The organism is Shinella zoogloeoides, assembly GCF_030733845.1.
Lineage (GTDB): Bacteria > Pseudomonadota > Alphaproteobacteria > Rhizobiales > Rhizobiaceae > Shinella > Shinella zoogloeoides_C.
In genome coordinates this window covers 390042-403170 of record NZ_CP132311.1, presented here as the reverse complement: position 1 = coordinate 403170, position 13129 = coordinate 390042, and the positions used below count along the sequence as shown (strand labels likewise).

Here is a 13129-nt window from a genome sequence, read left to right as displayed (position 1 = left end):
GCCTCAGCGGCCGGCGAAGGCCGCCTGCTCGTCGCGCAGGCGCTGCACCTCGCGCCGCTTCGTCATGATCGACGCGATGACGACGCCGATGGCGACGAGGCCGATGAGCAGCGTGCAGGCGGCGTTGATCTCCGGCGTCACGCCGAGGCGCACCTGGCTGTAGATCTTCATCGGAAGGGTCGTGGCGCCCGGACCCGACGTGAAGCTCGCGATGACGAGGTCGTCGAGCGAGAGCGTCAGCGCCAGCATCCAGCCCGAGAGCACGGCGGGCGCGATGATCGGCAGGGTCACTTCCAGGAAGGTACGGACCGGCGTCGCCCCGAGATCGAGCGCCGCCTCCTCGACCGAACGGTCGAAGGAGAGCAGCCGCGACTGTACCACCACCGTCACGAAGCACATCGAGAAGGTGATGTGCGCCAGCGTCACCGTCACGAACCCGCGATCGAAGCCGATGGCGACGAAGAGCAGGAGCAGCGACAGGCCGGTGATGACCTCGGGCATGACGAGCGGCGCATAGACCATGCCGGAAAAGAGCAGCCGGCCGCGGAAGCGCGTGTAGCGCGTGAGCGCCAGCGCCGCCATGGTGCCGAGCGCGGTTGCGATCGTTGCCGAAAGCAGCGCCACGCGGATCGTCACCCAGGCGGCATCCATGAGCCCCTGGTTGTTGAAGAGCGACACGTACCAGCGCGTCGAGAAGCCGCCCCAGACCGTCACGAGCTTGGACTCGTTGAAGGAGAAGATGACCAGCAGCACGATCGGCAAGTAGAGGAACGCGAAGCCGAGAACGACGGACATGATGTTGAAACGGGACCAGGTGTTCATGGCTTATTTCCCCTGCTCTTCGGCCTTGGCCTGCGCATTCTGGAAGAACACGATGGGCACGACCAGGATGAGGAGCAGGATGGTCGCGACGGCGGCAGAGACGGGCCAGTCGCGGTTCGCGTTGAATTCGTTCCAGAGCGTCTTGCCGATCATCAGCGTCTGCGATCCGCCGAGCAGGTCGGGGATGACGAATTCGCCGACGGCGGGGATGAAGACGAGCATGCAGCCCGCGACGACGCCGGGAATGGAGAGTGGGAACGTCACCTTCCAGAAGGCGGAGATCTGCGGGCAACCGAGGTCCTGCGCGGCCTCGATCAGCGTGTTGTCCATCTTCTCCAGCGCCGAATAGAGCGGCAGCACCATGAACGGCAGGTACGAATAGACGATGCCGATATAGATCGCCCAGTTGGTGTTCATGATGATCAGCGGCGTATCGATGACGCCTATGCCGATGAGGAACTGGTTGAGCAGGCCTTCCGGCTTGAGGATCGCGATCCAGGCATAGACGCGGATCAGGAAGCTCGTCCAGAACGGCAGGATGACCAGCATCAGGAGCGTCGGGCGCAGCGTGCGCGGCGCCTGCGCCATGCCATAGGCGATGGGATAGCCGATGAGCAGCGTGATGAGCGTCGAGACGCCGGCGATCCACAGGCTCGACAGATAGGCGTTGAGATAGAGCGCGTCCTCGGTGAGCCAGACGAAATTGTCGAAGCTGAACTGGCCGATCTTTTCCCACAGGCCGGCAAGGCCGTCCGCCAGTGCGAAGACCGGCTCATAGGGCGGCTGGGCGATCGCGGTGGTGGAAAGCGAGATGCGGAAGACGATGAAGAAGGGGATGAGGAAGAAGAACAGCAGCCAGGCATAGGGAATGATGATGACAAGGCGGCTGAAGATGGCGGAGCCGAGCTTGTTCATCGGTCAATCCTTCAGCACGACGCCGGCCGTTTCCCCGAAGGAGACCCAGACCTTCTCGTCATAGGAAATCGGGTTCTCCACCTCGCGCTGGGCATTCAGCATGGAGGCCTTGACGACCTTGCCGCTGTCCAGCTTGACGTAGAAGACGGTCATGTCGCCGAGATAGCCGATATCCCAGATTTCGCCCTGGGCCGCGTTGACGGAAGCATCCGCGGGCGCTGCGCGCGACACTTTCAGCTTTTCCGGCCGGATGGCGAAGCCGGCCGCATTGCCCGCCGCCGGGGCCTCGGCGGCCGCGGTGCGGATGGTGAAGCCGTCGTTCGAGGCAAGCTCGATCCGGCCGTTGCCGCTCGCCGAGACCTTGCCATCGAGAATGTTCACGTCGCCGATGAAGTCGGCGACGAAGCGGGAATTCGGCGCCTCGTAGATTTCTGCCGGGGTGGCGACCTGGATGACCTTGCCGTGGCTCATCACCGCGATCCGGTCGGCCATGGTCATCGCCTCCTCCTGGTCGTGCGTGACGACCACGAAGGTAAGGCCGAGCTCCTGCTGCAGGTCCATCAGTTCGAACTGGGTTTCCTCGCGCAGCTTCTTGTCGAGCGCGCCGAGCGGTTCGTCGAGCAGCAGCACCTTGGGCCGCTTGGCGAGCGAGCGGGCCAGCGCCACGCGCTGGCGCTGGCCGCCGGAGAGCTGGTGCGGCTTGCGCTTGGCGAATTTCTCGAGCTTCACCAGCTTCAGCATCTGGGCGACGCGCTCGGCGATCTCGTTCTTGGGCATGCCGTCCTGGCGCAGGCCGAAGCCGATATTGCTCTCCACCGTCATGTGCGGGAAGAGCGCGTAGGACTGGAACATCATGTTGACCGGCCGCTTGTAGGGCGGGATGCCGGCAATGTCCTGGCCGTCGAGGATGATCTCGCCCGAGGTCGGCCGCTCGAAGCCGGCAAGCATGCGCAGCAGCGTGGACTTGCCGCAGCCGGACGCGCCGAGCAGGGCGAAGAACTCGCGGTGGTAGATGTCGAGGGTGAGATTGTCGACGGCGGTGAAATCGCCGAACCGCTTCGTGACATTGCGGAACGTGATGAATGGCTTTGCGTCCGGATCCGTCCACGGCGCGAAGGAGCGACGGATATTGCCGAGAGATTTCATTGCCTGTCCCCAACTCTCTTTTTCTGGCAGCTCTAATGAAATTGCCCGGAAGATGCTTCCGGGCAATTCGTCTCTTGGCCGCTTACTGGCCGGTCACGATCTTGGTCCACGTCCGCGTGAACAGACGCTGCGTTTTTGCGTCCAGCGTCGTGTTGGTGAAGAGCTTCTTCAGGGTCTCGTCATCCGGATAGATGGTCGTATCCTTCAGGATTTCTTCCGGAAGCGCGGCCTGGGACGCCTTGTTGCCGTTGGCGTAGTGGATGTAGGTCGATGCCTTGGCGATGACTTCCGGGCGCATGATGTAGTCGAGGAAGGCATGGGCCTCCTCGGGATGCGGCGCATCGGCGGGGATGGCCATCTGATCGAACCACATCTGCGTGCCTTCCTTGGGGATCACGTAGCCGACCTCGACGCCGTTGCCGGCCTCTTCCGCGCGGTCGCGGCCCTGGAAGATATCGCCGGACCAGCCGACGGCGATGCAGATGTCGCCGTTCGCAAGGCCGTTGATGAATTCCGACGAGTGGAACTTGCGCACGAAGGGACGGATCTTCTGCAGCGCTTCCTCGGCCTTGGCGATGTCCGCCGGCTCATGGCTGTCCGGGTTGAGGCCGAGATAGGCGAGCGTGACCGGGATGATGTCGGTCGGGGAATCGAGCAGATTGATGCCGCAATCCTTGAGCTTTTCGGCGTTCGCCGGATCGAAGATCACGTTCCAGCTATCGATCTGGTCCGTGCCGAAGGCTTCCTTGATCTTGGCCTTGTTGTAGCCGATGCCGATCGTGCCCCACATGTAGTTGATCGAATATTCGTTGCCGGGATCGAACGGCTGCATGCGTTCGCTCACCATGTCCCACATGTTCTTGAGGTTCGGCAGCTTGGACTTGTCGAGCTTCTGGTAGACGCCCGCGGAAATCTGGCGCTGGAGGAAGGTATTGGTGGGCACCACCACGTCATAGCCCGTGCCGCCGGCAAGCAGCTTGGTTTCGAGAATTTCGTTGGAATCATAGACGTCGTAGACGACCTTGATACCGGTTTCCTTGGTAAAATCGTCGATGATCGACGAGTCGATATAATCCGACCAGTTGTAGACGTTTACGACTTTTTCCTGTGCGAGGGCACCGCCGGCGCCAAACAGCGCGACAGCAGCGGCAGTCGCCAAAAGAGTACGTCTTATCATTGATTTTTCTCCCAGTTTCTTTCACGGGCCTATGCGTTGGTATGAAGAACAGTCGCCGATTATGGTTGTTTTTCGAGAGGCGACAAGCTGCATTCTACGCAAACAAAGGTCGAATTTTTGTATCACATTGTTCCCATTGCTATCATATTTGAAGCGCTATCGCCGCCGGAAAGCAAGCGGAATTTTACTGGAAGTCGAAAAGGCTGAGGCCCGCCACCATCTCGTCCAGCCCCAGCGGTCGCGTGACGGGCGGTTCGGCCCGCGCCAGACAGCCTTGCCGCTCGCACAGCCGGCATGCCGTGCCGACGGCAACGGCACCCTCGCGCCGCACCGCTTCCCCGTACACGGTCTCCTCCGCATGCGCCGCATCGCAGCCGAGGAGAAGCGCCGTGCGACGCACGCGTTCGGCAAAGACGCCCTGCGGGCCCTCCAGGGTGCGGGAGACCGTCAGGAACGCGGCGCCATCGGGCATTTCCACACGATCGACGAGAATCTGGCCCGGCTGGGAAAAGGCGGAATGCACGCCGAGCTTCGGACAGCCCCCGCCGAACCGGGCCTGCGGGAAGCCCTGCGCGCCGGCACGGCGGAAGCGGTTGCCGGCATTGTCCATCTCCAGCATGAAGAAGGGCACGCCCGCCTTGCCCGGCCGCTGCAGCATGGTGAGCCGGTTCGCCGCCTGCTCGTAGGAGACGCCGAAGCGCGAGCGCAGCACGTCGATATCGTAACGCGCACGCTGCGCCGTCGAATGAAAGGCCTCATAGGGCATCATCAGCGCATGGGCGGCGTAACGCGCCAGCTCGAAGCGGGCGATGCGCCTGGCCTCCGCCGTCGTGAAGGCGAGGAGGTCGAGTTCGGCGAAGATCTCGTCCTGTAGCGCAAGCTGCACCGTTTCCATGGCGATCTCGCGCAACTGGTCGAAGGGCGACAGGCGCTCGGACAGGAAGAGGCGCATGGAGTGCCGATCGAAGCGGCGGCGCAGGTTCGGCATGGTATGGACCGGCAAAAGGCGCACGACGACCCCATGCTCCTTGCGCAGCCAGCCCTTGAGCGCCGACGCAAGGTCATCGCCCGGCGCGAGCGCCGCATGGAACCGTTCGGCCGCCTCGTCGATGGCGCCGAAATAGTTCGGGCGGTTCTCCAGCTTGTCGCGCACCTCGTCCATCGGCAGCAAGGCGCCCGAGAGCATGGTCGCATGGCCTTCCCGGGCGAGCACCTCGGCAAGGTCGGTGAGGCGCGCGGCCTGCTCACGATAGGCACGGTAGAGCTTCAGGATGCCGCTCGCCACGTTCGGCGCGGCATCGGCGATCTCCACCAGTTCGTGATCGCCCGGTAGTTCGCCGGCGAGCAGCGGATCGGCGAAGACTTCGCGAAGCTGGCGCGCATTGCCGGCGCTTTCGCCCTGGAGCTCGTCGAGGTCCACCTTATAGACGGAGGCGAGCCGCAGCAGGAGCTGCACCGTCAGCGGCCGCTGATTGCGCTCGATGAGGTTGAGGTAGGAGGGCGAGATCGACAGTCCCTCGGCCATCGCCGTCTGGGTCAGGCCGAGCACATTGCGGATGCGCCGGACTTTCGGGCCGGCAAAGATCTTGTTCTCCACCATATGTCAAATCCTTTACACGATCGCGCCGGGTACATCTTTTACAGGATTTACTTTTTTACAGAGCGATCCTGTCAAAGGCAATACATCATTACCCGATTGCATCGCTGATTTTCCGGATTTTTCTCGATCTATTGTGCGCTGCGATGTAAATAATGTCACATGAAATCGGACAGCGAAGAGACCGGCACCCGATCCCGACATATCATACCGGAGGACACCATGACTGACTTTTACAACCTCGTCCCGAGCGCGCCCAAGGGCCGGTTCGACGGCATCGAGCGCCCCTATACGGCCGAGACGGTCGAGAAGCTGCGCGGCTCGGTCCAGATCCGGCACACGCTCGCCGAAAACGGTGCGAACCGGCTGTGGAAGCTCATCCATGAGGAAGACTTCGTCAACGCGCTCGGCGCGCTCTCCGGCAACCAGGCCATGCAGATGGTCCGCGCCGGCCTGAAGGCGATCTACCTGTCCGGCTGGCAGGTCGCCGCCGACGCCAACACGGCGTCCGCCATGTATCCCGACCAGTCGCTCTATCCGGCAAACGCCGCGCCGGAGCTTGCCAAGCGCATCAATCGCACGCTCCAGCGCGCCGACCAGATCGAGACGGCGGAAGGCAATGGCCTCTCGGTCGACACCTGGTTCGCGCCGATCGTCGCCGACGCGGAAGCCGGCTTCGGCGGCCCGCTCAACGCCTTCGAGATCATGAAGGCCTTCATCGAGGCGGGTGCTGCCGGCGTCCACTTCGAGGACCAGCTCGCATCGGAAAAGAAGTGCGGCCATCTCGGCGGCAAGGTCCTGATCCCGACTGCGGCCCATATCCGCAACCTCGACGCCGCGCGCCTTGCCGCCGACGTCATGGGCGTGCCGACCCTCATCGTCGCCCGCACGGACGCCGAGGCGGCAAAACTGCTCACCTCCGACATCGACGAGCGCGACCAGCCCTTCGTCGACAAGGACAAGGGCCGCACGGTCGAGGGTTTCTACCAGGTCAAGAACGGCATCGAGCCGTGCATCGCCCGCGCCATCTCCTATGCTCCGCATTGCGACCTGATCTGGATGGAGACCGGCAAGCCGGACCTCGAACAGGCGAGAAAATTCGCAGAAGCGGTGCACAAGGCCCATCCCGGCAAGCTGCTCGCCTACAATTGCTCGCCCTCGTTCAACTGGAAGAAGAACCTCGACGACGCGACGATCGCCAAGTTCCAGCGCGAGCTGGGCGCGATGGGCTACAAGTTCCAGTTCATCACGCTCGCCGGCTTCCACCAGTTGAACTTCGGCATGTTCGAGCTCGCCCGCGGCTACAAGGAGCGCCAGATGGCCGCCTATTCCGAGCTGCAGGAGGCGGAATTCGCCGCCGAGGTTAACGGCTACACCGCGACCAAGCACCAGCGTGAAGTCGGCACCGGCTATTTCGATGCCGTCTCCATGGCTATCACCGGCGGCCAGTCCTCGACCACCGCCATGCATGAATCGACCGAGCACGAACAGTTCCGCCCGGCCGCCGAGTAACCCCGAACATCAATCTTCAAGAACCCCATAGAGCCGCATTTCCTGCGACGGCAGGCCTACCGCCTACCTGCAAAATGCTCAGAAGAGGAGAAATGCCATGACAGTCCAGACCCGCGTCAAGGAACGAGCCGAAGAACAGGCTTCCGCCATGACCGCCGACCAGCAGGCCATGATCCGCATGGTCGCCAACGACCTGCACCGCCTCAACCAGTCCGTCATGAAGGCGGTCGAGGCCGGCGTCTCGGTCGAACTCGTCCGCTCCGCCCGCCACCACGGCGGAGAGGGCAACTGGGGCGACCTCCTGATCCCGGTCATCGTGACGCAGGGCCGCGGCTGACAAAAGCATCTCCAGTCGAAGAACGATCCCCGGCGTTCCCTGCGCCGGGGATTTTCATGTCCGGCTCGGGCGCTTGCCGGCGAAAAGATCGGCGTGACTTTTCAGGAGCTTGAACAACCGGTCGGAAACGGTGCGGATGTCGCGCCGGTGCCGGTCCTCGCTGTTGGCGACGATCCACTGGTGATGGCGAAGGTCGCGGATCTCCTCGCCCGCCCGTTCCAGCTCGGGATCGAGATCTCCGACAAAACAGGGCAAGACGGCCAGTCCCGCGCCCGCACGCACGAGATCGAGCAGTGACCGCGGACGACTGACGAGGATGGCGATCGCGCCATGTTGCCGCTCGTGCGGCCAGCGCAGATAAGGCGACACCGCATCCTGCTCAGATATCGCCAGCCAGCGGCCGGCGAGCGCTTCCCCGGCATTCTTCCGGCGATAGGCCGCGTATGCCACCTCACCCGCATGCCGGCTGATCAGGCTCGGCTCCGCCGGTTCCACCGCGCGTATGCCGACATCCACTTCGCGATGCGCAAGCGTGGCACGGCGCTCGGAAATCGAGATACCCAGACGGAAGGGGTCGCGCGCGGTGCAGACTGCAGAGATATTCTCGCAGATCAGCCACGCCACCCAGGTTCCGGCCATCACCCGCACGAAGCTGGCGCCTTGTCCTTCCTGGCGCCAGCTCTCGACGCCGCGCGCGACCGATTCCATGGCGAGCAGCTTGTCGAACAGTGCCTGCCCGTCGCCCGTCAGCCGGTATCCCGTCTGGCTGCGTAAAAAGAGCGGACGGCCTATGGCCTCCTCTACCTGCAAGACGCGCCGCCCTACGGTTGCGGGGCTGAAGCCCGATACCTCGGCGGCGGCGGTAAGCCCGCCCTGCCGGGCGACCTCCAGGAAGATGCGATAGGATTCCCACGATATGTCTTTCATGGATGAAAAACATAGTGCGCTTTCTTCCCTACGGGAATGCGAATTTGAAGGGTAGTTTTCCTTTGTTCGCCTAACGCAGCCGACGCGATCCATTCCAGACCCGCCCAACGCGCCTTCCCGCGCCACGGCGTGGCGTTGCTTTTCGACAGGAGACAGACATGCACGACATGCTCGGCTTTGCCATGCTCTTCGAGCTCTCGCAGAAACCCCGCCGCCGCAAACTGGAATTCGACCACCTCCGCGAGAAAGGACCTTTCCGCCTGTGGCTATCCCTCTTCATTCCGTCCCTGCATCCGTGGAAATAGAATGGCCCGGCAGAGCCAGGCCATCTATTGCTTGGGGGTCGTCCTTCACGCCGCGCGGTAGACCGCCGTCTCGTCCGCTTCCAGGCGGAACTGCTCGACCAGCATCATCAGCGTGTCGGCGTCGCCCGCGAGCTTGCGGCTGGCGGCGGTGGTGAGATCGACCATCGAGGCGTTCTGCTGTGTCATCTGGTCCATCTGGTTGACGGAGCCGTTGACCTCCTGCAGTGCCGCCGCCTGGTCGCGGCTCGCCGTCGCCATCATGTCGACATGCTGGCTGACGGTGACGATCTGCTGGCTGATCGCGGCCAGCACCGCACCCGTCTCCTGCACGAGGTGCGAGCCGGCACTGACCTCGCTCGTCGATTTCTCGATAAGACCCTTGATCTCCTTGGCGGCCTGCGCGGAGCGCTGGGCGAGTTCGCGTACTTCCTGCGCCACGACCGCGAAGCCCTTGCCGGCCTCGCCGGCGCGCGCCGCCTCGATACCGGCGTTCAGCGCCAGCAGATTGGTCTGGAAGGCGATGTCGTCGATGACCTCGATGATCTGCTCGATCTGGCGCGAGGCCCCCTCGATACGGCCCATGGCGGCGATCGCGTTGTTGACGACCGCGGCGGAGCTGTCGGCGCTACGCTTGGTCGTGCCGACGACGAGGTTGGCCTCGTGCGCCCGCTCGGCGGAGGAGCGCACGGTCGCCGTGATCTCCTCGACGGCGGCGGCCGTTTCCTCCAGTGAGGACGCCTGGGATTCGGTGCGCTTGGCGAGCGCATCGCCCGATTGCAGCATTTCGGCGCCGCTGCGCTGGATCGACAGCGCATTGTTGCGGATCTGGCCGAGCGTGTCCTGCAGGCGGGTGAGCGAGACGTTGAAGTCCTGGCGGAGTTGTTCGAGGCGGCCGTTGAACGGCGTCTCGATCTGGCGCGACAGGTCGCCCTGCGCGAGGCGGCCGAGGCCGGCGGCGAGCGCGTTGACGGCAAAGTCGATCTCGCGGTCGAGGCTCTGCTTTTCCGCGTCGTTGCGGGCGCGCTCGGCTTCCGCCGCGGCGCGCTGCTGCTCGCTCTCCTCCTCGATGCGGATTTTCGACAGGGCGTTCTCCTTGAAGACGCCCAGCGCGCGAGCCATGTCGCCGATCTCGTCGGCGCGGCCCTCGCCGGAAATGCCGGTATCGAGGAAGCCGTCGGCCAGGCGCCGCATGGCGCCGGTGATCTGGCCGATCGGCCCCTTCAGCGTCAGCACCAGCGCGATGCCAGCAAGGATGGCGATCGCAGCACCGGCGACGGTGGCGAGCACCGACACCTGGTTGGCCTTCTCACGCTCGGTGCCGGCGCTGGTCTTCTGTTCTTCGGCGAACTGGCTCAGGAGGTTCCAGATCGTGTCGATCGACTGGCCCGCGGCCTCGAAATCGGCGGCGCGCTCGGTGCTGATCTTCACCAGGGCGGCGCTGTCGGCCTCGATGCGCTCCAGCACCGGGCGCAGCGTCTCGTCCACCTTGTCGAAGAAGGGAAGACCGCTTGCCGCGCCGCGCAGGCCGTTCATGTCGATGCGCAGGATGGAGAGGTTGCCGAGCAGCTTGACGCGGTTCTTTTCCGAAGTCTGGCCAAGGAAGCGCGCGGCGGCAACCTCGATATCGTCGATCGAGGAGACCAGCTTGCGCGTGGAACCGAGCACCGCTTCGGACTTGATGATCGGCGCGTCGAGCTCGTTGAAGATGCGGGTCGCCTCGCGCATCTTTTCGGCGGCAGCGCCCTGAAGCTGAATGGTGACCTGGCGGAAGCGGTTCACCCGGCGGCCGATCTCCGGCACGGTGACGCTCGCCGGATCCGACGAGGAGAGCAGACCGCTCAATTCTTCGATCGTGTTGCGAATGGTGATCGAGACGACCTTCTGGTTCTTCGGCAGGATCATCGCGATCGAGCGCTCGGTCTTCGTGAAGAAGGGATAGCGCTCCTTGACCAGCTTCATCTGGTCTTCGGGCGTCGCGCCCCGGCTGAACTCGGACAGGAACTCGCCGAAGAACTTGCTGGCATTGGTCAGGCGCTCGGCCTCGCGCAGCATGCTCTTGGCTGCGTTCTCGTTCTGCCGCACCGTGCGCTGGAGCTTGGTCGCCTCGTCGAGGATCTTCACCTGCTCGCTGGAGAGGGTGTTGAGGTTGCCGGTCATCGTGTCGTGCAGGCCGATCTCACTCACATAGAGCGCCCAGAGACCATCCATGCGGGCCTCGATACCCTTGGTCTGCGCCTCGGCATCGACCAGCTTGGACTTGTCGGCATCAGGCGCCAGACCGTCCATCGTCGCCTGGAGCACGCCGACCTGCGCCGTCAGGCGCTCGTGCACGGCATTGCGGCTTTCCTCGCTGGTATTCTGAAGGAACCGGTTCATGCCGGCATAGACGTCCTTGAAGCCGCTGAGCGACTGGAGGACGCTGTTGGAAATCTCCATGCGGCCTTGCAGCAGGCCGGAGGCGTAAAGCCCGGTAAAGCCCACGGCGCAGATGCTGAGCACGAAGGGCAGGATGAAAACCAGAACCTTCGTCTGGATCTTGAAACGGGCGAGAATCTTGTCAATGAACATGGCGGAACATCCGTTGTCGGCGTGCTCCACCCCTGCCCTTTTCGGGCCTCCCCAGGATTCGGACGCCGGATTACCGACTTTCATGCGGCCGCAATGCCGCTAATCCGGGGGAGCAATCATTGCGCGCCACGTCAGCGTCCGTCATGGGGACGCGGCATCCGGAACCCTATGCGCGGATCATCGGCGGCAATCTTTAAAATTCCATCACCGCTTAAACCGATTTATGACGGTCAGACAGCGCTAGAGCACGGCAAAGGCGAGACTGGCAAGGAGGATCGCGGCCAACGTGCAATTGACGCCGATCGCCAGCAGCCTGCGGCGGCTTTCCTCGGCAACGGCAATGGCAACGGCACGGGCAGGACGGTTTCTGGCGGGCATGCGGCGATACTCCGTTACGAAATACAGGCAATCCGGAGACGATCCGGCCAGCCGGCCCACATCATGCTGCTTCCGGCGTTCCGGAAGGCCGACCTTTCGGGAGCATCCGCCCCAAGGCCTTAATGGACGGTAAAGATCGCTGGGAACTCATACGTCCTGGCCCGCCGCATGGCCCGAAGCCCAGGCCCATTGGAAATTGTAGCCGCCGAGCCAGCCGGTGACGTCCACCGCCTCGCCGATAAAGTAAAGCCCGGGCACGGCCCTTGCCGCCATGCTGCGGGAATCGAGCGCGGCCGTATCGACGCCGCCGAGGGTGACTTCCGCCGTGCGGTAGCCTTCCGAGCCCGGCGGGCGCAGGCGCCAGTCGCCGAGCCGCTGGACCAGCGCATCGATGCGCCGCCCCGGCTGCTCGGCAAGCGGCCCGTCGATGCCAAGTTCGGTGACAAGGAGCTGCGCGAGCTTCTTCGGCATGTGCTCGGCGAGCACGGTCTGCAACGCCTGCCGGCCGTTCGCGCGCCGGGCGGCGGCGATGACGGCGGCAAAATCCACATCCGGGCGGATGGCGAGGGAAATCTCCTCGCCATCCCGCCAGTAGGAGGAGATCTGGAGGATGGCGGGGCCGCTGAGGCCGCGATGCGTGAAGAGCGCGGCCTCCCGGAACTCCGTCTTGCCGTGGCGGGCGATGACGTCGACGGCGACGCCCGGCAGCCCCTCATGGGCGGCCAGCGTCGCGGGATCGAGCATCAGCGGCACGAGGCCGGCGCGGGTCTCGACGACCGGCAGGCCGAACTGCTCGGCGATGCGATAGGCAAAACCCGTCGCGCCCATCTTCGGGATGGACTTGCCGCCCGTCGCCACGACGAGCGATGCGGCTTCCACGATGCCGCTCTCCGTGACGATGCGGAAGGCATTGCCGTCATGCTCGACGGCATCGATCGTCGTCGAAAGCCGCAACTCCGCGCCCGCCGCCTTCATCTCGGCCAGCAGCATGGCGATGATGTCCTTCGCCGAATTGTCGCAGAAGAGCTGCCCTAGCGTCTTCTCATGCCAGGGGATGCGGTGACGCTCGACGAGATCGAGGAAATCGCGCGGCGTGTAGCGCGCGAGCGCCGACTTGCAGAAGTGCGGATTGGCGGAGAGGAAATTCTTCGGCCCAGCATGAATATTGGTGAAGTTGCAGCGCCCACCGCCGGAAATGCGGATTTTCTCACCGGGCGCGCGGGCATGGTCGATGACGAGCACGCGGCGCCCGCGCCGGCCCGCCTCGATGGCGCACATCATGCCTGCCGCGCCTGCTCCGATAATGACGACGTCCCGCCGCTCTGCCACGTATCCAGCCCCTGTTCGATGCCTTCCTTTCGGTGATCGCGGGCGAATGTCAACCGACGGCGTGCGCATAAAATCCTGAAAAATCGCGTTTTCTACCCCCTGGGGGGAGCTAGTAA

12 protein-coding genes are annotated in these 13129 nt (G+C 63.9%); 3 read left to right on the top strand and 9 right to left on the bottom strand.

The genetic code is table 11. From position 1 onward, the window contains the following. Positions 1-3 precede the first annotated feature (3 nt). From Q9316_RS02930 to Q9316_RS02910, 5 genes are all read right to left on the bottom strand, one after another. Positions 4-822 (bottom strand): ABC transporter permease, encoded by an 819-nt coding sequence (locus Q9316_RS02930; protein ID WP_306033766.1) that lies wholly within the window; start codon positions 820-822, stop codon positions 4-6. Positions 823-825: 3 nt separating this feature from the next. Next, positions 826-1737 carry an ABC transporter permease subunit gene (locus tag Q9316_RS02925; RefSeq protein WP_306033765.1) on the bottom strand — a complete coding sequence of 304 codons (912 nt, stop codon included), beginning with the start codon at positions 1735-1737 and terminating at the stop codon, positions 826-828. A gap of 3 nt (positions 1738-1740) precedes the next feature. Beyond that, on the bottom strand, positions 1741-2883 hold the full coding sequence (locus Q9316_RS02920) for an ABC transporter ATP-binding protein (RefSeq protein ID WP_306033764.1): 1143 nt from the start codon (positions 2881-2883) through the stop codon (positions 1741-1743). An 82-nt stretch (positions 2884-2965) separates the two neighbouring features. Beyond that, complete coding sequence (locus tag Q9316_RS02915) at positions 2966-4075, bottom strand: polyamine ABC transporter substrate-binding protein (protein WP_306035190.1); 1110 nt, start codon at positions 4073-4075, stop codon at positions 2966-2968. A 169-nt stretch (positions 4076-4244) separates the two neighbouring features. Then, positions 4245-5660 carry a helix-turn-helix domain-containing protein gene (locus Q9316_RS02910; RefSeq protein WP_306033763.1) on the bottom strand — a complete coding sequence of 472 codons (1416 nt, stop codon included), beginning with the start codon at positions 5658-5660 and terminating at the stop codon, positions 4245-4247. 219 nt (positions 5661-5879) lie between these two features. Here Q9316_RS02910 and aceA point away from each other — a divergent pair, with 219 nt between their 5' ends. Both aceA and Q9316_RS02900 read left to right on the top strand, forming a co-directional pair. Continuing rightward, positions 5880-7169: an isocitrate lyase gene (gene aceA, locus Q9316_RS02905; RefSeq protein ID WP_306033762.1), complete on the top strand. Its 1290-nt coding sequence runs from the start codon at positions 5880-5882 to the stop codon at positions 7167-7169. Between the two features lie 97 nt (positions 7170-7266). Continuing rightward, positions 7267-7506: an SMc00767 family acetate metabolism repressor gene (locus tag Q9316_RS02900; protein WP_226920376.1), complete on the top strand. Its 240-nt coding sequence runs from the start codon at positions 7267-7269 to the stop codon at positions 7504-7506. A gap of 54 nt (positions 7507-7560) precedes the next feature. On the opposite strand, the gene Q9316_RS02895 is transcribed toward Q9316_RS02900, so the two are convergent. Beyond that, positions 7561-8433, bottom strand: a complete 873-nt coding sequence (locus Q9316_RS02895) for a LysR family transcriptional regulator (protein ID WP_306033761.1) — start codon at positions 8431-8433, stop codon at positions 7561-7563. Between the two features lie 158 nt (positions 8434-8591). Here Q9316_RS02895 and Q9316_RS02890 point away from each other — a divergent pair, with 158 nt between their 5' ends. Beyond that, entirely contained in the window at positions 8592-8738 is a 147-nt protein-coding gene (locus tag Q9316_RS02890; protein WP_306033760.1) for a hypothetical protein, read from the top strand. Positions 8739-8783: 45 nt separating this feature from the next. Here Q9316_RS02890 and Q9316_RS02885 read toward each other — a convergent pair whose 3' ends face one another. From Q9316_RS02885 to Q9316_RS02875, 3 genes are all read right to left on the bottom strand, one after another. Beyond that, entirely contained in the window at positions 8784-11306 is a 2523-nt protein-coding gene (locus tag Q9316_RS02885; protein ID WP_306033759.1) for a methyl-accepting chemotaxis protein, read from the bottom strand. A gap of 240 nt (positions 11307-11546) precedes the next feature. Beyond that, positions 11547-11684 (bottom strand): hypothetical protein, encoded by a 138-nt coding sequence (locus tag Q9316_RS02880; RefSeq protein ID WP_306033758.1) that lies wholly within the window; start codon positions 11682-11684, stop codon positions 11547-11549. Positions 11685-11831: 147 nt separating this feature from the next. Then, a complete protein-coding gene (locus Q9316_RS02875; RefSeq protein ID WP_306033757.1) occupies positions 11832-13013 on the bottom strand; it encodes an NAD(P)/FAD-dependent oxidoreductase in 1182 nt (393 codons plus the stop codon). Positions 13014-13129 lie beyond the last annotated feature (116 nt).

Coding starts and splice junctions, on each gene's coding strand:
- aceA (WP_306033762.1), top strand. CDS start 5,880: ATGACTGACTTTTACAACCTCGTCCCGAGCGCGCCCAAGGGCCGGTTC.
- Q9316_RS02900 (WP_226920376.1), top strand. CDS start 7,267: ATGACAGTCCAGACCCGCGTCAAGGAACGAGCCGAAGAACAGGCTTCC.
- Q9316_RS02920 (WP_306033764.1), bottom strand. CDS start 2,883: ATGAAATCTCTCGGCAATATCCGTCGCTCCTTCGCGCCGTGGACGGAT.
- Q9316_RS02895 (WP_306033761.1), bottom strand. CDS start 8,433: ATGAAAGACATATCGTGGGAATCCTATCGCATCTTCCTGGAGGTCGCC.
- Q9316_RS02890 (WP_306033760.1), top strand. CDS start 8,592: ATGCACGACATGCTCGGCTTTGCCATGCTCTTCGAGCTCTCGCAGAAA.
- Q9316_RS02880 (WP_306033758.1), bottom strand. CDS start 11,684: ATGCCCGCCAGAAACCGTCCTGCCCGTGCCGTTGCCATTGCCGTTGCC.
- Q9316_RS02925 (WP_306033765.1), bottom strand. CDS start 1,737: ATGAACAAGCTCGGCTCCGCCATCTTCAGCCGCCTTGTCATCATCATT.
- Q9316_RS02885 (WP_306033759.1), bottom strand. CDS start 11,306: ATGTTCATTGACAAGATTCTCGCCCGTTTCAAGATCCAGACGAAGGTT.
- Q9316_RS02930 (WP_306033766.1), bottom strand. CDS start 822: ATGAACACCTGGTCCCGTTTCAACATCATGTCCGTCGTTCTCGGCTTC.
- Q9316_RS02910 (WP_306033763.1), bottom strand. CDS start 5,660: ATGGTGGAGAACAAGATCTTTGCCGGCCCGAAAGTCCGGCGCATCCGC.